Here is a 22,850-nt window from a genome sequence, read left to right as displayed (position 1 = left end):
TTCTACGAGCTGTTTTTTGCCGACGCCGAAAAAGCCGCGCGCCTGCTCAACATCACGCTGACGCAGCGCGGCCAGTCGGCGGGTGCGCCGGTGGTGATGGCGGGCGTGCCGTTTCACGCGGTCGATACCTACCTGGCACGGCTCATCAAACTCGGTGAATCGGTGGCCATTTGCGAGCAGGTGGGTGATGTCGCCACCAGCAAAGGCCCGGTGGAGCGCAAGGTGGTGCGGGTGGTGACGCCCGGCACGCTAACCGACCTGGAACTGCTGGGCGACAAGACCGAGTCGATGCTGCTGGCGGTGCACCAGGGCGCACGCAACAGTTGCGGCCTGGCCTGGCTGAGCGTGACGCAGGGCGAGGTGCACCTGGCCGAATGCGCGCCCGATGAACTGGCCGACTGGGTGGGCCGGATTGCGCCGGGTGAGCTGATCTTTAGCGCCGGTGCCACCCCGGCTTTCGAGGCCCGCCTGCGCAGCCTGCCCGTGACGGGTGCCATGTCGATCTCGGTGCGCCCTGACTGGCAATTTGACGCCGGCCTGGGCCAGCGCAAGCTGCTCGAACATTTGCAAGCCGCCAGCCTGGCGCCCTGGCAAGCGCAAGACCTGGTGCAAGCCCAAGCGGCAGCCAGTGCGTTGCTGGCCTACGCCGAGCACACCCAGGGCCGCTCGCTCACGCACATCCAGCGCGTGCGGGTGCAACGCGCGGGTGAACTCATCGACCTGCCCCAAAGCACCCGGCGCAACCTGGAACTACTTCAGACGCTGCGCGGCGAAGACAGCCCTACCCTGTTCTCTTTGCTCGACACCTGCATGACCGGCATGGGCAGCCGCCTGCTGAAAAGCTGGCTGGTGTCGCCCAAGCGCGATCGCACCGAAGCACAGCAGCGCCTGGGCGCGATTGCCGCCTTGCGTGATGGGCCCACCCCGTCGGCCGGTGCCGGGCCTTGGGCCAAACTGCGTGACAAGCTCAAGGGCAGCACCGATGTCGAGCGCATTACGGCCCGCATTGCGCTGCGCCAGGTGCGTCCGCGCGAATTGGTCGGCTTGCAACTCACACTGCAAAAAACTGCTCTGCTCGCGCCGGTATTGCAAGGGCTTGAGGCCTATTTGACAAGCTTGGGTGCCAGCCTGTTGCCCCCTTTTGGCTGCGCCGAGCTGTTGCAACGCGCCATCGCCCCAGAGCCCGCCGTGCTGGTGCGCGACGGCGGTGTCATCGCCGCTGGTTTTGACGCCGAGCTGGACGAGCTGCGCGCCATCCAGACCAACTGCGACAGCTTTTTGCTGGACCTGGAAACCCGCGAAAAAGCCCGCACCGGCATTGCCAATTTGCGCGTGCAATTCAACCGGGTGCATGGTTTTTTCATCGAGGTGTCGCAAGGCCAGCTCGACAAGGTGCCCGACGACTACCGCCGCCGCCAGACCTTGAAAAACGCCGAGCGCTTCATCACCCCCGAACTCAAGGCCTTTGAAGACAAGGCGCTCAGCGCCCAGGAGCGCGCGCTGGCGCGCGAAAAGTATCTGTACGAACAAGTGCTGGATGACTTGCAGCCCTTTGTGCCGGCATTGACTGAGCTGGCGCGCGCGCTGGCCACGCTCGATGCCCTGTGTGCCCTGAGTGAGCGCAGCCTGACGCTGGACTGGTGCGCCCCCCAGTTTGCCAAAGAGCCTTGCCTCGACATCGAGGCCGGGCGCCACCCGGTGGTGCAGGCCCGGCTGGCCGAGACCAGCGCCGGCGCCTTCATTGCCAACGACACCCACCTGGGGCCAAAGCAGCGCATGCAGATCATCACCGGCCCCAACATGGGCGGTAAATCGACCTACATGCGGCAAATTGCGGTCATCACGCTGCTGGCCAGCATGGGCAGTTACGTGCCGGCCAAGCGCTGCCGGCTGGGGCCGATCGATGCCATCCACACCCGCATTGGCGCGGCCGACGATCTGGCCAACGCCCAGTCAACCTTCATGCTGGAGATGACCGAGGCCGCGCAAATTCTGCATGCGGCCACCCCCAATTCACTGGTGCTGATGGATGAAATTGGCCGCGGCACCAGCACCTTTGACGGCCTGGCGCTGGCCAGTGCCATCGCCACCCAGCTGCATGACAAAACCCAGGCCTACACCCTGTTTGCCACGCATTACTTTGAATTGACCGAGTTCCCGGCCACGCACCATGGCGCCATCAACGTGCATGTGAGCGCTGCCGAATCAGGGCGCAACATTGTTTTCCTGCACGAAATCCAGCCGGGCCCGGCAAGCAAAAGTTATGGCATTCAGGTGGCGCGCCTGGCCGGCATGCCGGCAGCGGTGCTGAACCAGGCGCGCCAGACGCTGGAAGCTCTGGAGGCACAGGCGTCAACCCAGCAGGCCCAGATCGATTTGTTTGACCTGCCCGCAGTGGCCGAAGTCGTCACCATGAGCGAGGTGGAAAATGCGCTGGAAGCCATCAACCCCGATGATTTGAGCCCGCGCGAAGCGCTGGAGGCGCTTTACCAGCTAAAGAAGTTGAACCATGTTGGGACCAAACCGATGCCATAAGCACCAAAAACGAAAGCCTGGAAGCAAAAAACTTCCAGGCTTTGAAAATGATGGTCGGGGCGAAAGGATTCGAACCTTCGACCCTCTGGTCCCAAACCAGATGCGCTACCAGGCTGCGCTACGCCCCGACCTTTCTATTGTAAACGTTGAACATCGTGCTTTCAGACATGCGATCTGCCCATATTAGCAAGCCATGACCGAAACGATGATGCCTTTGCCCTGGCTTGCCAGCGGCGATGCTTTTCCGCCAGCCGATACGGCCTGGGGAGCTGGCACGGCGGCACCCGGCTTGCTGTGTGCCGGTGCCGATTTATCGGTTGGCACCCTGCAACGCGCCTACGAAAACGGCATTTTTCCGTGGTTCAGTGCTGGCCAACCCATTCTGTGGTGGAGCCCGGCGCCACGCATGGTGCTCGAGGTGGACCAATTCAATCTTCATCCTTCGCTGAAAAAAACACTGAAAAAATTTGCCCGTGATCCAACTTGCGAAATTCGCATCGATAGCGCATTCGCAGACGTCATTCAGGCCTGCGCGTTGAGTCCCCGGCATGGTGCGAGTGGCACCTGGATCGTGCCCGACATGATCAACGCCTACATTGACCTGCACCATGCTGGATTGGCGCATAGTCTTGAAACCTGGGTCGGGGGTGAACTGGTCGGCGGCCTTTATTGCGTGGCCATTGGCGGGGCGGTGTTTGGCGAGTCGATGTTTTACCGCCAGGCTGATGCGTCCAAAATTGCACTTGCTGCCCTCGTGTGCCTGTGCCGCCATCACAAAATCAGCCAAATTGATTGCCAACAAAACACGGCGCATCTGCAATCCTTGGGTGCCCACGAAATACCAAGAGCCGAGTTTATCGAGCGCGTTCAAACACTGCGCCAGCACCCCGCTATCAACTGGCAATTCCAGCCCCTATACTGGCGCGAACTCGTCACAGTCAGATCGGATTCAGCGTGAATCAGTCCCAGGAAAACGCGCTCAAAACGCTTCAGTTTTATGCCACCGCCAACTACCCGTGCAGTTACCTTGACGGGCAAATTGCGCGCTCGCAGGTGGCCACGCCTTCACACCTGATCGACACGCACAGCTACTCGGCTTTGATGCGCAGCGGTTTTCGACGCAGCGGTTTGTTTTTTTACCGGCCCCATTGCGATCATTGCCAGGCGTGCCAGTCGATTCGTCTGCCGGTGGCGGCGTTCCGGCCCGACCGCAGTCAAAGGCGGGCATGGGCACGGCATGGCGGCCTGCAAGCCGTGCAGATGGCACCGTCTTTTTCGGCGGAACACTTTGCGCTTTACCAGCGCTACCAGCAGGCACGCCATTGCGGCGGCGGCATGGATGCCGATGATGCTGCGCAGTACCAGGACTTTCTGATCGACAGCCAGGTGAATTCCCTGCTGGTCGAGTTCCGGGAGCCACCGACTGGCGGCAATCCCGGCAAGCTCAAAATGGTGTCGATCATTGACCGGCTCGACGATGGCCTGTCGGCGGTTTACACCTTTTATGAGCCCGAGCCAGGCCAGTGTTATGGCACTTACAACGTGCTCTGGCAAATCAACCAGGCAAACGCCTGGGGCCTGAAATATCTTTACCTGGGCTACTGGGTGGCACACAGCAGAAAAATGTCGTACAAAACCCGCTTTAAGCCGTTCGAGTTGTTTGTCCGGAATCAGTGGCATGCCATGGCTGATGCCAGCGCGTGATCTTCAGACAATTTTCACAAGATAAAATCGGGCTTCATTTCAGGATACCGCATGCGAAAGATTGACTCTGCCATTTCAGCCACACCGACCATCCAGGTCCTTGAACGCATGATGACGCTGATGGATGTGTTGGCCTCCCAGGACGAAGCCATCTCGCTCAAGGAAATCAGTGCCAAGACCGGCCTGCATCCGTCCACCGCGCACCGCATCCTGAACGACCTGGTGTTGGGCCGCTTTGTCGATCATCCGCAAGCAGGCAGCTACCGTCTTGGCATGCGCTTGCTGGAGTTGGGCAATCTGGTGAAAAACCGGCTCAATGTGCGCGATGCCGCGCTCGAAGCCATGCGCGAATTGCATCGTCTGACACAACAACCGGTCAACCTCAGCATCCGCCAGGGCGATGAAATCATTTATGTGGAACGCGCCTACAGCGAGCGCTCGGGCATGCAGGTGATCAGGGCCATTGGTGGGCGCGCACCATTGCATCTGACGTCGGTGGGCAAGTTGTTTCTGGCGGCAGATGAGCCACAAAAAGTGCGCGCTTATGCGCTGCGCACCGGCCTGAGCGGTCACACCAAAAACAGTCTGACGCAACTACCGGCTCTGGAGCGTGAACTGGCCAAAGTCCGCCGGGACGGCTACGCCAGCGACAACGAAGAACTGGAACTTGGCGTGCGCTGCATGGCTGCAGGCATTCTGGATGACCAAGGCAAGCTGATTGCCGGCTTGTCGATTTCAGCCCCGGCCGGTCGGCTGGACGACACCTGGTGGCCCAAACTTAAAGCCACGGCCCAGCAGATTTCGGCCCAACTTGGCTACCGGATGAGCAGCGCCGCCTGATCAGCCGCCGATCAGCGGCACGTCTGGCTTGACGATGGCCGTATTGGCTGCGGACTCGACCCAACGACGAACGCGCTCGGCATCGCCCAAACGACTCAGCTTGCCAGCCGAGTCCAGGAATATCATGATCAACTGCCGTCCGGCCACCTTGGTCTGCATCACCAGGCAACGCCCTGCTTCCGAGATGTAGCCGGTTTTTTGCAGGCCTATGTCCCAGCTCGGGTTCTTGACCAGCCGATTGGTGTTGTTGTATTGCAGCACATGTTTGCCCACCGATACCTGGTAGCCCGTCGATGTGGTCAGCTCGCGCAGCAAGGGCTGTTGATGTGCGGCATCAACCAATTTGGCCAGGTCACGCGCACTTGACATGTTTTTGCTGGACAGCCCTGTGGGCTCCACATAGCGGGTGTCTTTCATGTCGAGCAATTGCGCCTTGTAATTCATCAGCTGGACAAAAACCGGCAGGCCGCCAGGATAGGTGCGCCCCAGCGCATGGGCCGCGCGGTTTTCGCTGGACATGAGTGCCAGGTGCAACAGCTCGCCCCGGCTCAACCGGGCGCCCACGCGCAATCTGGAGCGGCTGCCTTTTTCGGTATCAACATCCTGTTGGGTGATGGTGATCATTTCATCCGCGGGCAAATCGGCCTCGCTCATGACCAAACCAGTCATCAGCTTGGTCAGCGAAGCAATGGGCAAAACGGCCTCGTCGTTCTTGCTGAACAGCACCTCCTGGGTTTCCTGGTCAATGACCAAGGCCACGCTGGATTTGAGATTGAGGTCATCGGGCGTGCGCTGCAAACCTGCCAATTGACCGAAGGATGGCTTGGCCGCCACCACTGCCCTGGCAGGTGCTTTATGCCTCTTGGCTGCTGCGTACTGTTTCGAGACGCGACGCTTGGCCACAACCGCTGTCTTTTTCTGCTTGCTCACGTGCGTCTTGGCAGGTGCCGCATAAACGAGCGGCGACCACGCGAACCAGCTCAACAAACTCAAAAGACAAATGAAACCACGAACTGTTTTTTTTGAAAAAAAGCCTCTTCTTGCGGTTGTCATGAACTCGTCTCCTGAAACTACCTCTTGGCGGAAGTGCAGTTTAAACCCGAAAGTCTTGATACAGCAAGTACTTGCAACACTTTGTTAAACTAATTTGCATCCATCAGACCTGAGCGGATACCCGTTCGGCCTGACTCTGGAGTTTGTTCAGCGCGCTCAGGTAGGCCTTGGCCGACGCCACCACAATGTCAGGGTCGGCGCCGACACCGTTGACGATGCGGCCATTGCTTTGCAATCGCACGGTCACCTCGCCCTGGCTTTCGGTCGAGCCACTGATGGCGTTGACCGAGTACAGCACCATCTCGGCACCGCTCTTGACGTTTGCTTCAATCGCCTTGAGCGAGGCATCCACCGGCCCGTTGCCGTTGGCGGTGCCGGTCACTTCCTTGCCGCCAATGGTCATGACCACCGTGGCCTGCGGCAACTCGCCGGTCTCGCTGTGCTGCGACAAAGAGACAAAACCATACTGGTCATGGCTCTGGGCCACGCTTTCCTGGCTGATCAAAGCCAGAATGTCTTCGTCAAAGATTTCGCTCTTGCGATCAGCGAGCTCCTTGAACTTGGCAAAAGTCAGGTTCACTTCAGCCTCACTGTCAAGTTGCACCCCGAGCTCCTGCAAGCGCTGCTTGAAGGCGTTGCGACCGCTGAGCTTGCCCAGAATCATCTTGTTGGCTGTCCAGCCCACGTCTTCGGCGCGCATGATCTCGTAGGTATCGCGCGCTTTCATGATGCCATCCTGGTGAATGCCTGCGGTGTGGGCAAAAGCATTGGCCCCCACAATCGCCTTGTTGGGCTGCACCACAAAGCCGGTGGTCTGGCTCACCATGCGGCTGGCAGCCAGAATTTGGGTGGTATCGACACCCACATCCAGATCAAAGTAGTCGCGCCGTGTGCGCACCGCCATCACCACTTCTTCGAGGCTGCAGTTGCCGGCACGCTCGCCCAAACCATTGATGGTGCATTCAATCTGGCGCGCGCCGCCAATCTTGACACCGGCGAGCGAGTTGGCCACCGCCATGCCGAGGTCATTGTGGCAATGCACCGACCAGATCGCCTTGTCGGAATTGGGCACGCGCTCGCGCAAACGCTTGATGAAATTGCCGTACAACTCGGGAATGGCATAACCCACGGTGTCGGGCACGTTGATGGTGCCAGCACCTTCCTTGATCGCGGCCTCAATCACCCGGCACAAAAAGTCTTCCTCGCTGCGGTAGGCGTCTTCGGCGCTGAACTCGATGTCGGCCACGCGATTGCGGGCAAAACGCACCGCCTGTTTGGCCTGCTCCAGCACCTGCTCGGGGGTCATGCGCAGCTTTTTTTCCATGTGCACCGGCGAGGTGGCGATGAAGGTGTGGATGCGCGCCCGGTTGGCGCCTTGCACCGCGTCGGCTGCCAGCGTGATGTCGCGGTCGTTGGCACGCGATAAAGAACACACGGTGGAGTCCTTGATGGCGTGTGCAATGGCTTTGATAGCCTCAAAGTCACCGTTGGAGCTGGCAGCAAAACCGGCTTCGATGACATCGACTTTCAGTCGTTCAAGTTGCCGGGCAATGCGCAATTTTTCATCACGGGTCATGGAGGCACCGGGCGACTGCTCGCCATCACGCAAGGTGGTGTCAAAAATTACCAATTTATCTGACATGTCATTTCTCCTGGGCTTGTTTCAAAGGCGATTAAAAAGGTTGGAGCAACAAAAAAGCCCGTCGCGGCTGCTAACGGGCTTTTTGGGTTGATGCAATCACGCGCTACCCACTCCGCCCGCAAGACGTCAGTGTTAGCAATAGTGAAAATTGATGCATGGCTTCAATATAGCACAGCTTGTGGCCACGCCTTGGCTCGCCCGGCTTTGGCCGGCGTTGCGCCTCATTTGTGCAAGCCGCGTTCGTCAGGCTCGTCGGTCGAGGTGCTGATAACGCTGGTGGGAATCCCTTTGGTCTTGCGCCAGAAATAGACGACATAGCCGCTCAGCCCGTAAACGACGAACAAGCCAAACATCACAATCGGCGGATCGATATTGATGACGGCAATGCCGATGGCAATCAGCACGATCACCGCAAAAGGCACACTGCGTTTCATCTGGATGTCCTTGAAACTGTAAAACGGCACATTGGTTACCATCGTCAGTCCCGCATAAAGACAAATGACAAACATGAGCCAGGCCCATTGCGAGCCGGCACTGCCCAAGTCATTCATGACCCAGATAAAGCCTGCCACCAGCGCCGCTGCGGCGGGCGACGGCAAGCCCTGAAAATAGCGCTTGTCCACCACCGCTGTGTTGACGTTGAAACGTGCCAGCCGCAAAGCCGCGCAGGCGCAATAGACAAACGCTGCGATCCAGCCCCAGCGGCCCAGGCCCTTGAGCGCCCAGACATAAGCAATCAGGGCAGGCGCGGCACCGAACGAAACCATGTCGGAGAGCGAGTCCATTTGCTCGCCAAAAGCGCTCTGGGTGTTGGTCATGCGGGCCACGCGACCGTCCAGACTGTCGAGCACCATGGCGCAAAAAACGCCAACTGCGGCCAGGTCAAAACGGCCGTTAATCGCCATCACGATGGCGTAAAAGCCGCCAAAAAGTGCTGCCAGTGTAAAGAGGTTGGGCAGGATGTAAATGCCTTTGCGACGCTTCTTGAGCATCACACCATCTGCGTGATCCGTGTTCTGTGTGTTCACTTCTTCCAATCGTGTCGTCCGGGGGTGGCGCCCATAATAACAAAGGCTACCGAAGTAGCCTTTGCTTTGGAAACACCGAGCTGTTAGTTGCGGGTCTGGTCCACCAGTTTGTTTTTGGCGATCCAGGGCATCATGGCGCGCAACTGGCCGCCAACGATTTCGATCTGGTGATCGGCGATGTTGCGACGGCGTGCCGTCATGGATGGGTAGTTGGTGCGGCCTTCCAGAATGAAGGACTTGGCGTAGTCGCCATTTTGAATGCGCTTGAGGGCATTGCGCATGGCTTCGCGGCTTTGCGCGTTGATGACTTCGGGGCCGGTCACGTACTCGCCATACTCAGCGTTGTTGGAGATCGAGTAGTTCATGTTGGCAATGCCGCCTTCGTAGATCAAGTCAACGATCAATTTGAGCTCGTGCAGGCATTCAAAGTAGGCCATCTCGGGGGCGTAACCGGCTTCGACCAGGGTCTCGAAACCCATCTTGACCAGCTCGACGGCACCACCGCACAACACGGCTTGTTCACCGAACAGGTCAGTCTCGGTTTCTTCCTTGAAACTGGTCTCGATGATGCCAGCCTTGCCGCCACCATTGGCCATGGCGTAAGAGAGTGCCAGGTCGCGCGCCTTGCCGCTCTTGTCCTGATGAATGGCGATCAGGTGGGGCACGCCGCCACCCTGGGTGTAGGTGCTGCGAACCGTGTGGCCGGGGGCCTTGGGTGCCACCATCCACACATCCAGATCAGCGCGGGGCACGACCTGGTTGTAATGCACGTTGAAACCGTGCGCAAACACCAGTGAGGCACCCTGTTTGATGTTGGGTGCCACATTGTTGGTATAGACCTCGCCGATTTGCTCGTCGGGCAACAAAATCATGACCACGTCAGCACTCTTGACGGCATCATTGACTTCCGTCACGGTCAGTCCGGCCTTACCGACCTTGTCCCACGATGCACCACCCTTGCGCAAACCAACGACCACCTTGACACCGCTGTCGTTGAGGTTTTGTGCGTGCGCATGGCCCTGGCTGCCGTAACCGATGATGGCTACTGTCTTGCCCTTGATCAGGCTCAGATCACAATCTTTGTCGTAAAAAACTTTCATCGCTCACTCCGTTTAAAAATTAATAAACTTGCGGGACAGACCAAGATTTGCGAAGCAAATTTGCTCTGTCCTCAACTGACTAAAAACTAAACCCGCAAAATCCGCTCGCCCCGGCCAATGCCGCTGGAGCCGGTGCGCACCGTTTCCAGGATGGCACCGTGCTCGATGGCCCCCAAAAACGCATCGTTCTTGACTTGGTCGCCGGTCAACTCGATGGTGTAGCTTTTCTCGGTCACATCGATGATGCGGCCGCGGAAAATGTCTGCCATGCGTTTCATTTCCTCGCGCTCCTTGCCCACCGCGCGCACCTTGACCATCATGAGCTCGCGCTCGGTGTAGGCGCCTTCGGTCAGATCGACCACCTTGACAACTTCAATCAGGCGGTTCAGGTGCTTGGTGATCTGCTCGATGACTTCATCAGACCCGGTGGTCTGGATCGTCATGCGCGACAGGCTGCCATCTTCGGTGGGTGCCACCGTGAGCGACTCGATGTTGTAGCCACGGGCCGAGAACAGGCCCACGACACGGGACAGGGCACCGGCTTCGTTTTCCAGCAGTACAGCAATGATGTGTTTCATGATTACAGGTCCTCCGCGCTCAGCAGCATTTCGGTGATGCCCTTGCCGGCTTGCACCATCGGGAACACGTTTTCAGTGGGGTCGGTGCGGAAATCCATGAACACCGTGCGATCCTTGAGCTTGCGCGCCTCGCGCAGTGCCGGCTCCACATCGGAGGCCCGCTCGATCAGCATGCCGACGTGGCCATAGGCCTCGGCCAGCTTGACAAAGTTGGGCAGCGCGTCCATGTAACTGTGGCTGTAGCGGCCTTCGTACTCCACCTCCTGCCACTGCCGGACCATACCGAGGTAACGGTTATTGAGCGACAGGATTTTGATGGGGGTGTTGTATTGCAGACAGGTGGACAGTTCCTGGATGCACATCTGCACCGAGCCATCGCCCGTGATGCAATAAACCTCGCTGTCGGGCTTGGCCATTTTGATGCCCATGGCGTAAGGAAGCCCCACGCCCATGGTGCCCAGACCACCGGAGTTGATCCAGCGCCGGGGCTCGTCAAAGCGGTAATACTGCGCGGCCCACATCTGGTGCTGACCCACGTCCGAGGTGATGTAGGTGTCGGCGTCTTTGGTCATGCTCCAGAGTGTTTCCACTACATACTGCGGCTTGATGATGTCGTTTTGACCGTGGTCATACTTGAGGCAGTCGCGCTTGCGCCAGCCCTCGATGGTGTCCCACCAGGCACCCAGCGCATTGGCATCGGGCTTGGTTGTGCCGGCCCTGATCATGGCGATCATCTCGGACAACACGTCCTTGACATCGCCCACAATCGGAATATCGACGCGCACGCGCTTGGAAATGCTAGACGGGTCGATGTCGATGTGGATGATCTTGCGCTCGTTTTGGGCAAAGTGCTTGGGGTTACCAATGACGCGGTCATCAAAACGCGCGCCAACTGCCAGCAGCACGTCGCAGTTTTGCATGGCATTGTTGGCTTCCACGGTGCCGTGCATGCCCAGCATGCCCAAGAACTTGCGATCGCTGGCCGGGTAAGCGCCCAGGCCCATCAGGGTGTTGGTGCAGGGGTAGCCCAGCATATCGACCAACTGGCGCAATTCGGCCGAGGCATTGCTCAGCAGCACACCACCACCGGTGTAAATGTAGGGGCGCTTGGCTGCCAGCAACAATTGCAAGGCCTTGCGAATCTGACCGCCGTGGCCTTTGCGTACCGGGTTGTAAGAGCGCATTTCAATGGTCTGCGGGTAACCGTGGTAAGGCACTTTTTTGAACGACACGTCTTTCGGAATGTCCACCACCACCGGGCCGGGGCGGCCGCTGCGTGCGATATGGAACGCCTTTTTCATGGTATCGGCCAGGTCGCGTGCGTCCTTGACCAGAAAATTGTGCTTGACCACCGGGCGCGTGATGCCCACGGTGTCGCATTCCTGAAACGCGTCCATGCCAATGGCTTGGGTCGGTACCTGGCCCGACACGATCACCATCGGGATGCTGTCCATGTACGCGGTGGCAATGCCGGTCACGGCATTGGTCACGCCGGGGCCGGAAGTAACCAGCGCCACACCCACGTCACCCGTGGCGCGGGCGTAGCCGTCAGCCGCATGCACAGCGGCCTGCTCGTGGCGCACCAGCACATGCTGGATGGTGTCCTGCTTGAAAAAGGCGTCGTAAATGTGCAGCACGGCACCACCGGGGTAACCCCAAACGTATTTGACGCCTTCGGCTTGCAGCGCCTTGACCAGGATTTCTGCGCCGCGGAGTTCGTGCTCAGCAGCCGTTGCAGCAGTCTTGGCCTTGGCAGGAGAATGAGAATTTGATGAGTTTGACACCGAAACGACTTCGGCTTTTGCGATTTCCATGATGAACCTTTGTGAATTTCTCTAACGAAATACCTTGGGTGCTTCTTTGCAAACACTTGTGGTGTTGCGCCAAAACTTAAGGCCAAAACCATAAGCGCACTGATTCTTGCGCCGGACCTTGACCCGTTTGCTTTAATTTGCAGGCGGTATTATGGCACTTGTCAAGCAGCGCCGACGGCTGAAGACTTGGCAATGCAATAATTCCACACTTTTCTGGCGCTGTGCAGGCCTTACCTATTTCGCTTTTCCGCTGAAAGTTCTCCTCAACTGCATTCACGCTACCAACCCCATGCCCTTTCCCTACCCAACTCCCAGCCTGCTCCGCCGCATGGCCTGCTGGCTTTACGAAGGCATGCTGTTGTTCGGCGTGGTCTTTATTGCCGGCTACCTGTTTGGCACCCTGAGCCAGACCAAAAACGCCATGGACAACCGCCACGCGCTACAGGCATTTTTGTTTGTCATCTTCGGCATTTACTTTGTCTGGCTGTGGTCCAAAGGCCAGACCCTGGCCATGAAAACCTGGCATATCCGCGTGCTGGACCGCTCGGGCCAACCCTTGACACAGGGCCGCGCCTTGTTGCGCTACCTGTGGAGCTGGCTGTGGTTTTTGCCGCCGCTGGTGGTGTCCTGGGGGTTTGAGCTCAGGGCGGGTGAAACCATCGTCATTTTTGTCGGCTGGATTGCAGTTTGGGCCGTCCTGAGCCGTTTTCATCCGCGCCAGCAGTTTTGGCATGACGCGTTGGCCGGCACTCAACTGGTGGACACCAGCCCGCCCAAGGCCTGACGCAGTCGCCCAAACGGGGTGCCTGCGTCAAATGGCAGATTCGTCGAGCTCGCCGGTGCGAATGCGCACCACGCGCTCCACGGCGGTGATAAAAATCTTGCCGTCACCAATCTTGCCGGTCTGGGCGGCCTTCACGATGGCATCGACGCAGCGCTCGAGGTCGTCGGTTTTCACTACAACCTCAATTTTCACCTTGGGTAAAAAATCGACCACGTATTCGGCGCCACGGTAGAGCTCGGTGTGACCCTTCTGGCGGCCAAAACCCTTGACTTCAGTCACCGTCAGACCTGTCACGCCACATTCGGCCAGCGCTTCGCGCACTTCTTCCAGCTTGAAGGGTTTGACAATGGCGGTGATTTGTTTCATGGTGTACCTCAATGAAAAAGAGAGTGAGCAGGCGGGCTGCTGAACGGGCACTCAGGCCCGAAAACGGTTGGTAATAGGATAACGCCAATCCTTGCCAAAGCTGCGGTGCGTCACGCGAATCCCCACCGGCGACTGGCGCCGCTTGTATTCGTTGATCTTGATCAGGCGCGTCACCCGCTCGACATCGGCCGCAGCAAAGCCGTCGGCAATCAGCTGCTCGATGCTCTCGTCGTTTTCCATGTAGCGCTCCAGAATCGCATCCAGCACCTCGTAGGGCGGCAGACTGTCCTGGTCGGTCTGGTCGGGGCGCAATTCGGCGCTGGGCGGGCGCGTGATGATGCGCTCGGGGATGGGCGCCTGCCCGGTGCCGTACGGGTCGTGCGCGTTGCGCCAGCGGGCGAGGCGAAAAACCGTGGTTTTGGCCAGGTCCTTGATGACGGCAAAACCGCCCGCCATGTCGCCGTACAGGGTGCAATAGCCGGTCGCCATTTCGGACTTGTTGCCAGTGGTGAGCACAATGCTGCCAAATTTGTTGCTTAGCGCCATCAGCAAGGTGCCGCGGATGCGCGCCTGGATGTTTTCCTCAGTGGTGTCTTCGGCCAGGCCCTTGAATTCATCGGCGAGCGTGGCCTTGAAGGCCTCAAACTCGGGCACGATCGACAGCTCGTCGTAGCGCACCCCCAGGCGCGCAGCCATGTCGCGCGCGTCAATCCAGCTGATGTCTGCGGTGTAGGGCGATGGCATCATCACGGTGCGCACCCGTTCCCGGCCCAGCGCATCGACGGCAATGGCCAGCACCAGCGCCGAGTCGATGCCGCCCGACAAGCCCAGCAACACGCCGGGAAAACCGTTTTTATCGATGTAATCGCGCACCCCGAGCACCAGGGCATCCCACAAGTCGGCGTCGGGCGTGCGCTGCGGGGCGATCGTGGCGGACAAATGCAGCGCGCCCAATGTCTGGTTGACCTCAACCATCAAACCGGTCTCAACGAAGCTGGGCGCGCGCCCGGCGATTGAGCCATCCACGTTCAGCGCAAAGGAGCGGCCTTCGAACACCACCTCGTCCTGGCCGCCCACCAGATGCGCATACACCAGCGGCAAGCCGCAAGCCAGCACGCGCTGGCGCATCATCTGCTCGCGCTCGTCGCCTTTGCCGACGTGAAATGGCGACGCGTTGATCACCACCAGCAGCTCGGCACCGGCCTGAGCCGTCTCGCGCGCCGGACTGACATACCAGGCATCTTCACAAATCAGCAGCCCCACCTTGCGCTTGTGGCCGGCCTCGCCTGCCTCGAACACGCAAGCCCCAGTACCTGGCGTGAAATAGCGTCGCTCATCAAACACCTGGTAATTGGGCAGCTCACGCTTGGCGCAGCTGGCCAGCACCCGGCCCTCGCACAGCACGCTGGCGGCGTTGAAGCGGCTGGGCACCGCCACCGAGCGGGTGCGCTGGTCGCCGCCGGTGGGGTGACCCACCACGACGCAAAGGTCTTTCAAATCAGCAAGCGCAGCCGCCACCGCTTTCACGGCATCATCGCAGGCGCTGATGAAGGCGTGGCGCAAAAACAGGTCTTCAGCCGCATAGCCGCAAATCGACAGCTCGGGTGTCAGCACCAGGCGCGCGCCCTGCTGGTAAGCAGTTTGCGCCGCAGTTACGATTTTTTTGGCATTTCCGGTCAAATCGCCCACCACCAGATTGAGTTGGGCAACATAAATTTTGAGAGTCATGAAAAGTACAAGGAAATGATCAACAGTAAAACAACAGACACTGAAAACGATTATGTCATCCGGGTACTTGATTCGCCTGCCGACGTGGATGCCAGCGCCTGGGACGCTCTGTTATTCAAGCAACGCCAAGCCACCCCGTTCATGCGCCATGCGTATTTGAACGCCTTGCATGCCAGTGGCAGTGCCTCGCCCGACACCGGTTGGACGCCAAGATTTTTCCTGCTCGAGTGCCAGGGCGAACTGTGTGCTGCCGGCGTGCTGTACCTCAAGACCCACTCGCATGGCGAGTACGTGTTTGACTGGGCCTGGGCCAATGCCTACGCCGAGCACGGCCTGGCCTATTACCCGAAGGCGCTGTGCGCCGTGCCGTTTACCCCGGTGCCAGGGGCCCGCTTGCTGGCGCGCAGCCAGGCCGGGCGCGAGCAGCTGGCCGCGCTGATGCTGAACTGGTGCCAGCACCAGCAACTCTCGGGTTTGCACAGCCTGTTTGCCGCTGATGAAGACCTGGCTGCCTTTAAAGCCTCGGGCCTGCTGCTGCGCCACACGGTGCAATTTCACTGGCACAACAGCGCGCCGGGGTATGCCGACTTTGATGCATTTCTGACACAACTGACTGCCGAAAAACGCAAGAAGATTCGCCAGGAACGGCGCAAGGTGGCAGACACCGGGGTCAGCTTTCGGATACGGGAAGGCCGCCAGATCAGCGCGGGGGACTGGGACTTTTTCTACCAGTGCTACGAGCGCACCTATCTGGAGCATGGCAACGCGCCCTACCTGAACCGCGACTTCTTCAGCCGCATGGCCAACACCATGCCTGAAGACTGGTTGCTATTTATCGCCGAGCGCGGTGGCCGGGCCATTGCCGCCAGCTTGATTGCCCTGAACGCCAGTTGTGTGGCTGCTGCCAGTCGGGCAAATACCCACGCAGTTGACCGTGTCGCCTATGGCCGCTATTGGGGCGCGCTGGAACGGGTTGACTGCCTGCACTTTGAAGCCTGCTATTACCAACCGCTGCAATGGTGCATTGCCAACGGCTACCAGCGTTTTGAGGGCGGCGCCCAGGGCGAGCACAAGCTGGCGCGCGCGTTGTTGCCGGTCACCACGAGCAGCGCGCATTGGCTGGCGCAACCGCAATTCATGGCGGCGGTCGGGCGTTATTTAAGTGCCGAACGCGAAGGTATTCAGGGCTATGTGGCAGACCTTGCGCAGCACAGCCCACTGAAGTCGGAACTCAGAGCTGCACCGTGCGCTGCGTCTGAAGCCCGAGCCCCTGCACACCCAAGCTGATAGTCTGGCCTGCGCGCAAAAATACCGGTGGTTTGCGTCCCATGCCGACGCCGGGCGGCGTGCCGGTGCTGATCACATCGCCGCTTTGCAGGCTCATGAAGCGGCTCAGGTAGCTCACCAAAAACGGCACCCGATAGACCATGGTGGCGGTACTGCCGTTTTGCATGCGCTGACCGTCCACGTCGAGCCAGAGCGCCAACTGGTTGGGATCGGGCACCTCGTCAGCGGTCACCAGCCACGGCCCCAGCGGGCCAAAGCTGTCAAAGCCCTTGCCCTTGTCCCAGGTGCCGCTGCGGTTGAGCTGGTAGTCGCGCTCCGAGACATCGTTCATCACGGCGTAGCCGGCCACATGCGCCAGCGCGTTTGCCTCTTCAATATAGCGCCCGCCCTGGCCAATGACCACGGCCAGCTCGACCTCCCAGTCGGTCTTGACCGAGCCACGCGGAATTTGCACCGCATCATCAGGCCCGCACAGCGCGCTGGTCCATTTGTTGAACACCACCGGCTCGGGCGGCACCGGCAAGCCGGATTCGGCCGCATGGTCGGCATAGTTCAAGCCAATGCCGATGCATTTACCCACCTGCCCGACGCACGCGCCCAGGCGCAGGTCTTGCTGCGGCGTACCAGCCACCAGCGGTAAATCTTCCAGCGTGAGGCGACGCAATTTATCGAGGCTGGCGGGCAGCAGCGCGGGGCCGGCTATATCAGCCACCACACCGCTCAAATCCCGAACCCGACCCTGAGCGTCCAGCACGCCCGGCTTTTCCTGACCCGGTGGCCCGTAGCGCAGCAACTTCATGACTGACTTATTTTTCGGTGGCGTTGTAGTTGGCAACGCCGTCCATGATTTCCTTTTTGGCAGACTCGGGGCCTTCCCAGCCCAGAATCTTGACCCACTTGTTGGCTTCGAGGTCTTTGTAATGCTCGAAAAAGTGGGCAATGGTCTTGAGGCGGAACGGGCTCAGGTCTTCGGGTTTTTGCCAGCGGGTGTAGAGCGACAAAATCTTGTCGATCGGCACAGCCAGCACCTTGCCGTCCATGCCAGCTTCGTCTTCCATTTTAAGAATCCCGACGGCGCGGCAGGTCACGACCACACCAGGAATCAGGGGCACGGGCGTGATCACGAGCACATCGACAGGGTCGCCGTCGCCGCTGATGGTGTGCGGCACATAGCCATAGTTGGTCGGGTAGTGCATCGACGTGCTCATGAAGCGATCGACAAAAATCGCGTGGGTGTCGTGGTCCACTTCATACTTCACCGGGTCGGCATTCATCGGGATTTCGATGATCACGTTGAATTCTTCGGGAGCTTTTGGGCCGGGGGTGACGTTATCTAAAGACATTGTTTTCGCCTTATGTAAAGGTTATGGTTTGAGGTAGAGCAGAAACAGTCAGGATTAACCCCGATTTTACTTACTTACCACTTGCGGATGGTGCAATTGGCTTTGATTTGGCGTTATAGTCCGCGCGTTGCCCAATCACTCTCGCTGTACATCAAGATACAACAGTGAGGAAGCAACGCAGCGGTGATGCCGACATGCGTTGCATCACCACCTCGCGAAACAACAGACAGGAGATACATTCATGGCAGGCAACTCAGCGCTGATCTTGGCGCTTATCTGCGGCTTGATCGCCGTCGGCTACGGCTTTTGGGCCCGAAGCTGGATTCTTTCCCAGGACGCAGGCAATGCCCGGATGCAAGAAATTGCCACCGCCATTCAAACCGGTGCGGCAGCCTACCTCGCTCGACAATACAAAACCATTGCTGTGGTTGGCATCGTGCTGACCATCCTGATTGGCGTATTTCTGGACGGCCTGAGCGCGGTCGGCTTCATCATCGGTGCGGTGCTCTCGGGCGCCTGCGGTTTCATCGGCATGAACGTGTCGGTGCGCGCCAACGTGCGCACAGCCCAGGCCGCCACCAAGGGCATTGGCCCGGCACTGGACGTGGCTTTCCGGGGCGGCGCCATCACCGGCATGCTGGTGGTCGGCCTGGGCCTGCTGGGCGTGACCGGCTTCTTCTGGTTCCTGATCGGCAACGGCAACCTGACGCCTGACAAGAATCTGGCGCAAATGCTCAACCCATTGATCGGTTTTGCCTTTGGCTCCTCGCTGATCTCCATCTTTGCCCGTTTGGGCGGTGGCATTTTCACCAAGGGCGCTGACGTCGGCGCCGACCTGGTCGGCAAGGTCGAGGCCGGCATTCCCGAAGACGACCCACGCAACCCGGCGGTGATTGCCGACAACGTGGGCGACAACGTGGGCGACTGCGCCGGTATGGCCGCCGACCTGTTCGAGACCTACGCCGTCACGCTGATCGCCACCATGGTGCTGGGCGCGCTGCTTCTGACCAGCGCCGGCATGAATGCGGTGGTTTATCCACTGGCGCTCGGTGCGGTGTCGATCGTGGCATCCATCATTGGCTGCTTCTTTGTCAAGGCCACGCCCGGCATGAGAAACGTGATGCCGGCACTTTACAAGGGCCTGGCTGTGGCTGGCGTGCTGTCGCTGATCGCCTTCTTCTTTGTCACGCAGTGGCTGATTCCTGACAATGCGATCAAGGCATCCGGCAGCCAGATGGCCCTCTTTGGTGCCTGCGCCGTTGGCCTGATCTTGACCGCCGCGCTGGTCGTCATCACCGAGTACTACACCGGCACGCAATACCAGCCGGTCAAGCACATCGCTGAAGCCTCCACGACCGGCCACGGCACCAACATCATCGCCGGTCTGGGTGTGTCGATGCGCTCCACCGCCTGGCCGGTGCTGTTCGTCTGCTTGGCCATTTACACCGCTTACGCGCTCGGCGGCCTGTACGGCATTGCCATCGCCGCCACCTCGATGCTCAGCATGGCCGGTATCGTGGTCGCACTCGACGCCTACGGCCCCATCACCGACAACGCCGGTGGCATTGCCGAAATGTCCGAGATGCCCAGCAGCGTGCGCGACATCACCGACCCGCTGGACGCTGTGGGCAACACCACCAAGGCCGTCACCAAGGGTTATGCCATTGGTTCGGCCGGCCTGGCCGCGCTGGTGCTGTTTGCCGACTACACCCACAAGCTTGACGTGTATGGCACGCACATCACCTTCGACCTGAGCAACCCGATGGTCATCATTGGCCTGTTCATCGGCGGCCTGATTCCCTACCTGTTCGGTGCCATGGCCATGGAAGCCGTGGGTCGCGCTGCCGGTGCCGTGGTGGTGGAAGTGCGCCGCCAGTTCCGCGACATCAAGGGCATCATGGAAGGCACGGCCAAGCCCGAGTACGACACCGCCGTTGACATGCTGACCACCGCGGCCATCAAGGAAATGATGATCCCGAGCCTGCTGCCCGTGGTGGTGCCGATCCTGGTCGGTCTGATCCTCGGCCCGGCCGCGTTGGGCGGTCTGCTGATGGGCACCATCGTGACCGGTCTGTTTGTGGCAATCTCGATGTGCACTGGCGGCGGCGCCTGGGACAATGCCAAGAAGTACATTGAAGACGGCAACTTTGGCGGCAAAGGCTCAGAGGCGCACAAGGCCGCCGTGACCGGCGACACCGTGGGCGACCCCTACAAAGACACCGCCGGCCCGGCCATCAACCCGCTGATCAAGATCATCAACATCGTGGCGCTGCTGATCGTGCCGGTGATGATGAAAATCCACGGCGCCTAGACGGTAAGTAGCCCAATAAGAAGAACCCGCCTCGGCGGGTTTTTTTATTCATGCCAAAATTCGCCACCACTTAAGGCAAAAGCCTGCATGAACACAATGACTGATCGAGACACCCACCGCGTCATCCCCCTGATGAATGTGCGGCCCACCGGCCTGGCCGTACCCCCTGCGAGCGTTGATCCGGCCAAGCGTCTGCATGCCAACGGCCTGCTGGCCGACACGCGCGGCCGGTCCTTGCGCGACCTGCGCATCAGCGTCACCGACCGCTGCAACTTTCGCTGCAACTACTGCATGCCCAAGGAGATTTTTGGCACCGACTACCCCTACCTCAAACATGCTGACCTGCTGAGCTTTGAAGAAATCACGCGTCTGGCCCGGATCTTCGTGGCGCACGGGGTGCAAAAAATTCGCCTCACCGGTGGCGAGCCGCTGCTGCGCAAAAACCTTGAGCAACTGGTGGCGCAACTTGCCAGCCTGCGCACGCCAGAGGGGCAGCCGCTCGACCTGACGCTGACCACCAACGGCTCGCTGCTGGCGCGCAAAGCCCGGGCCTTGAAGGACGCCGGGTTGCAACGCGTCACCGTGAGCCTGGACGGGCTCGACGATGCGGTTTTTCGCAGCATGAACGACGTCGATTTTCCGGTGGCCAACGTGCTCGAAGGCATTGCCGCAGCGCGCGCCGCGGGCCTGGGGCCGATCAAGATCAACATGGTAGTCAAACGCGGCACCAATGAGCAGGAAATTCTGCCAATGGCGCGCTACTTTAAAGACAGCGGCATGGTGCTGCGCTTCATCGAGTACATGGACGTGGGTGCCACCAATGGCTGGCGCATGGACGAGGTCATGCCCTCCGCCGAAGTGGTGCAGTTGATCGGGTCAGAGCTGCCGCTGGTGCAGCTTGAACCCAGCAACCCGGGCGAGACCGCCTCGCGCTGGGGTTATGCCGACGCTACAGGCCGGCACGACCCGGCGGCCGGCGAAATTGGCGTGATCAGCAGCGTGACCCAGGCTTTTTGCGGCGAATGCAACCGCGCCCGGCTGTCCACCGAGGGTCAGTTGTACCTGTGCCTGTTTGCTTCTCAAGGCTACGACCTGCGCAGCCTGGTTCGCGGCCAGGCGTCTGATGCCGACCTGGCCAGCGCCGTCGGCCACATCTGGCAGGCCAGAGCTGACAATTATTCCGAACAGCGCAGTCAGATGCCCTTTGATTCGGGCGCCCCTGTGAAACGGGTCGAAATGAGCTATATCGGAGGCTAGAAAACACGATGATCAATTCAACAGACATTACAGCGCTCATTTTGGCGGGCGGGCGCGGCTCGCGCATGGGCGGGGTGGACAAGGGCTTGCAAAACTTCATGGGCCTGCCGCTGGCGCTGCACACCCTGACACGCCTGCAAATGGGCGGCGGCGTGGGCGCGGTCATGATCAACGCCAACCGCAACCTGGCTGCTTACGAGTCGTTTGGCGTGCCGGTCTGGCCCGATGTGCTGGCCGACTATGCCGGTCCGCTGGCTGGCTTTCTGACCGGGCTGGAGCGCTGCGAAAGCCCTTACCTGCTGACGGTGCCCTGCGACACCCCGCTGCTGCCACTGGACCTGGCGCAGCGCCTGGCGGCAGCCCTTGAGGCCGAAGACGCCGACATCGCCATGGCGGCTGCCCCCGAGGCCGGCAAAGACGGCCGCATGCAGGTACGCGCGCAACCCGTTTTTTGCCTGCTGCGCACCGAACTGCTGGAAAGCCTGGTGCGCTTCACCCAGGACGGCGGCCGCAAAATTGACGCCTGGACGGCCCTGCACCCCACCGCCGTGGTGGCGTTTGATGCACCCGGCGACGACCCGCAGGCCTTTTTCAACGCCAACACGCTGGCCGAGTTGCAACAACTGGAAAGCCGTGCAGCATGAAATCTCTAGAACAAATAGCCAGTGAACTCGCCGGCTACGACCCGCAGGCACTGAGCGCCGACATGGTCAACAGCTTTTTGGCCAAGCTGGTTGAAGCGGTCACCGAAGTGGAACAAACCGACATCTTCGGCGCGCTTGGGCGCGTGCTGGCGGCCGACATCATCAGCCCCATCAGCGTGCCGCCGCACGACAACTCGGCCATGGACGGCTATGCCTTTGACGGCGCCCAGCTCACTGCCGACGCAGCGCTCAGTCTGAAAGTCATCGGCACCGCGCTGGCCGGCAAAGCCTGGAGCGGCACGGTTCAGCCGGGCGAGTGTGTCAAGATCATGACCGGCGCCATCATGCCCGCGGGCCTGGACACCGTGGTCCCGCAAGAGTTCGCCAGCCTCTTGGGCGACCAGGTCACGGTGCCCAAAAACGTGCTGCAAGCCGGCGACAACCGTCGCTGCCTTGGCGAAGACCTGATGCAAGGCCAGCCGGCATTGCAAAAAGGCGACTTGCTCACCCCCGCCGCGCTGGGGCTGGTGGCCAGCCTGGGCATCTCCACGGTGCCGGTGTTACGCCGCCTGAAAGTGGCTTACTTTTCGACCGGTGACGAAATCCTGAGCTTGGGCGAGCCGTCGCGCGAGGGGGCCGTGTATGACAGCAACCGTTACACCGTGTTTGGCTTGCTGACCCGCCTGGGCTGCGAGGTGATCGACATGGGTGTGGTGCGCGACCAACCCGAAGCGCTGGAGGCCGCCTTTGTGCAGGCCGCCCTGCAGGCCGATGCCATCATCACCAGCGGCGGCGTGAGTGTGGGAGAAGCCGACTACACCAAGGCCATGATGAAG

20 protein-coding genes and 1 tRNA gene are annotated in these 22,850 nt (G+C 60.1%); 10 read left to right on the top strand and 11 right to left on the bottom strand.

The annotated features are described in order from the left end of the window. Positions 1-2,535, top strand: a 2,535-nt coding sequence (gene mutS, locus IBX54_RS04970; protein WP_296541557.1) for a DNA mismatch repair protein MutS, incomplete at its 5' end; no start/stop codon positions are given. Between the two features lie 51 nt (positions 2,536-2,586). Here the strand turns inward: mutS and IBX54_RS04965 are convergent. Then, positions 2,587-2,663: transfer RNA gene (locus IBX54_RS04965), tRNA-Pro, on the bottom strand. A gap of 65 nt (positions 2,664-2,728) precedes the next feature. Here IBX54_RS04965 and aat point away from each other — a divergent pair. Genes aat through IBX54_RS04950 form a run of 3 tightly spaced genes read left to right on the top strand, consistent with a single transcriptional unit; the run spans position 2,729 to position 5,079 of the window. Next, on the top strand, positions 2,729-3,493 hold the full coding sequence (aat, locus tag IBX54_RS04960; protein WP_296541556.1) for a leucyl/phenylalanyl-tRNA--protein transferase: 765 nt from the start codon (positions 2,729-2,731) through the stop codon (positions 3,491-3,493). Then, the gene (locus tag IBX54_RS04955) at positions 3,490-4,239 is read left to right on the top strand and encodes an arginyltransferase (RefSeq protein WP_296541555.1); all 750 of its coding nucleotides are present in this window, start codon (positions 3,490-3,492) and stop codon (positions 4,237-4,239) included. The genes aat and IBX54_RS04955 overlap by 4 nt, the downstream gene beginning before the upstream one ends. A 51-nt stretch (positions 4,240-4,290) precedes the next feature. After that, positions 4,291-5,079: an IclR family transcriptional regulator gene (locus IBX54_RS04950; RefSeq protein WP_296541554.1), complete on the top strand. Its 789-nt coding sequence runs from the start codon at positions 4,291-4,293 to the stop codon at positions 5,077-5,079. Here the strand turns inward: IBX54_RS04950 and pbpG are convergent, their stop codons facing one another. The 6 genes from pbpG to IBX54_RS04920 all read right to left on the bottom strand — a co-directional run bounded on the left by pbpG (position 5,080) and on the right by IBX54_RS04920 (position 12,294). Continuing rightward, complete coding sequence (pbpG, locus tag IBX54_RS04945; RefSeq protein ID WP_367141811.1) at positions 5,080-6,009, bottom strand: D-alanyl-D-alanine endopeptidase; 930 nt, start codon at positions 6,007-6,009, stop codon at positions 5,080-5,082. Between the two features lie 226 nt (positions 6,010-6,235). After that, positions 6,236-7,774: a 2-isopropylmalate synthase gene (locus tag IBX54_RS04940; protein ID WP_296541552.1), complete on the bottom strand. Its 1,539-nt coding sequence runs from the start codon at positions 7,772-7,774 to the stop codon at positions 6,236-6,238. Positions 7,775-7,995: 221 nt separating this feature from the next. Further along, complete coding sequence (gene pssA, locus IBX54_RS04935) at positions 7,996-8,766, bottom strand: CDP-diacylglycerol--serine O-phosphatidyltransferase (protein ID WP_296541559.1); 771 nt, start codon at positions 8,764-8,766, stop codon at positions 7,996-7,998. A 119-nt stretch (positions 8,767-8,885) separates the two neighbouring features. Continuing rightward, entirely contained in the window at positions 8,886-9,902 is a 1,017-nt protein-coding gene (gene ilvC / locus IBX54_RS04930; RefSeq protein ID WP_296541551.1) for a ketol-acid reductoisomerase, read from the bottom strand. Between the two features lie 86 nt (positions 9,903-9,988). Beyond that, the gene (ilvN, locus tag IBX54_RS04925; RefSeq protein WP_296541550.1) at positions 9,989-10,480 is read right to left on the bottom strand and encodes an acetolactate synthase small subunit; all 492 of its coding nucleotides are present in this window, start codon (positions 10,478-10,480) and stop codon (positions 9,989-9,991) included. A 2-nt stretch (positions 10,481-10,482) separates the two neighbouring features. Then, the gene (locus IBX54_RS04920) at positions 10,483-12,294 is read right to left on the bottom strand and encodes an acetolactate synthase 3 catalytic subunit (RefSeq protein WP_296541549.1); all 1,812 of its coding nucleotides are present in this window, start codon (positions 12,292-12,294) and stop codon (positions 10,483-10,485) included. Positions 12,295-12,583: 289 nt separating this feature from the next. On the opposite strand from IBX54_RS04920, the gene IBX54_RS04915 reads away from it, so the two are divergent. Next, positions 12,584-13,078 carry an RDD family protein gene (locus IBX54_RS04915; RefSeq protein WP_296541548.1) on the top strand — a complete coding sequence of 165 codons (495 nt, stop codon included), beginning with the start codon at positions 12,584-12,586 and terminating at the stop codon, positions 13,076-13,078. Between the two features lie 27 nt (positions 13,079-13,105). Here the strand turns inward: IBX54_RS04915 and IBX54_RS04910 are convergent, their stop codons facing one another. Together IBX54_RS04910 and IBX54_RS04905 are read right to left on the bottom strand one after the other, a co-directional pair. Beyond that, the gene (locus IBX54_RS04910) at positions 13,106-13,444 is read right to left on the bottom strand and encodes a P-II family nitrogen regulator (protein ID WP_296541547.1); all 339 of its coding nucleotides are present in this window, start codon (positions 13,442-13,444) and stop codon (positions 13,106-13,108) included. A gap of 51 nt (positions 13,445-13,495) precedes the next feature. Continuing rightward, entirely contained in the window at positions 13,496-15,172 is a 1,677-nt protein-coding gene (locus IBX54_RS04905; protein ID WP_296541546.1) for an NAD+ synthase, read from the bottom strand. 15 nt (positions 15,173-15,187) lie between these two features. Between IBX54_RS04905 and IBX54_RS04900 the strand changes: the two genes are divergently transcribed. Next, positions 15,188-16,459, top strand: coding sequence for a GNAT family N-acetyltransferase (locus tag IBX54_RS04900; RefSeq protein WP_296541545.1), 1,272 nt, complete (start codon positions 15,188-15,190; stop codon positions 16,457-16,459). On the opposite strand, the gene IBX54_RS04895 is transcribed toward IBX54_RS04900, so the two are convergent. Then, complete coding sequence (locus tag IBX54_RS04895; RefSeq protein ID WP_296541544.1) at positions 16,404-17,258, bottom strand: fumarylacetoacetate hydrolase family protein; 855 nt, start codon at positions 17,256-17,258, stop codon at positions 16,404-16,406. The two genes, IBX54_RS04900 and IBX54_RS04895, sit on opposite strands and share 56 nt — an antisense overlap. Before the next feature lie 7 nt (positions 17,259-17,265). Further along, positions 17,266-17,802 (bottom strand): inorganic diphosphatase, encoded by a 537-nt coding sequence (ppa, locus tag IBX54_RS04890; RefSeq protein ID WP_296541543.1) that lies wholly within the window; start codon positions 17,800-17,802, stop codon positions 17,266-17,268. A 241-nt stretch (positions 17,803-18,043) separates the two neighbouring features. Here ppa and IBX54_RS04885 point away from each other — a divergent pair, with 241 nt between their 5' ends. From IBX54_RS04885 to IBX54_RS04870, 4 genes are all read left to right on the top strand, one after another. After that, positions 18,044-20,113, top strand: coding sequence for a sodium-translocating pyrophosphatase (locus IBX54_RS04885; protein ID WP_296541542.1), 2,070 nt, complete (start codon positions 18,044-18,046; stop codon positions 20,111-20,113). 96 nt (positions 20,114-20,209) lie between these two features. Continuing rightward, on the top strand, positions 20,210-21,370 hold the full coding sequence (moaA, locus tag IBX54_RS04880; protein ID WP_296541558.1) for a GTP 3',8-cyclase MoaA: 1,161 nt from the start codon (positions 20,210-20,212) through the stop codon (positions 21,368-21,370). 8 nt (positions 21,371-21,378) lie between these two features. Further along, positions 21,379-22,014 carry a molybdenum cofactor guanylyltransferase MobA gene (gene mobA, locus IBX54_RS04875; protein ID WP_296541541.1) on the top strand — a complete coding sequence of 212 codons (636 nt, stop codon included), beginning with the start codon at positions 21,379-21,381 and terminating at the stop codon, positions 22,012-22,014. Beyond that, a partial coding sequence (locus IBX54_RS04870) for a molybdopterin molybdotransferase MoeA (RefSeq protein ID WP_296541540.1) occupies positions 22,011-22,850 on the top strand: 840 nt, incomplete at its 3' end. The genes mobA and IBX54_RS04870, both read left to right, overlap by 4 nt.

Origin of the sequence: Rhodoferax sp., assembly GCF_014859475.1 — a bacterium.
In the GTDB taxonomy this organism is placed as follows: domain Bacteria; phylum Pseudomonadota; class Gammaproteobacteria; order Burkholderiales; family Burkholderiaceae_C; genus Rhodoferax.
Note: the sequence above shows the minus strand (reverse complement) of the source record. Positions and strands in the feature narration are given on the sequence as shown.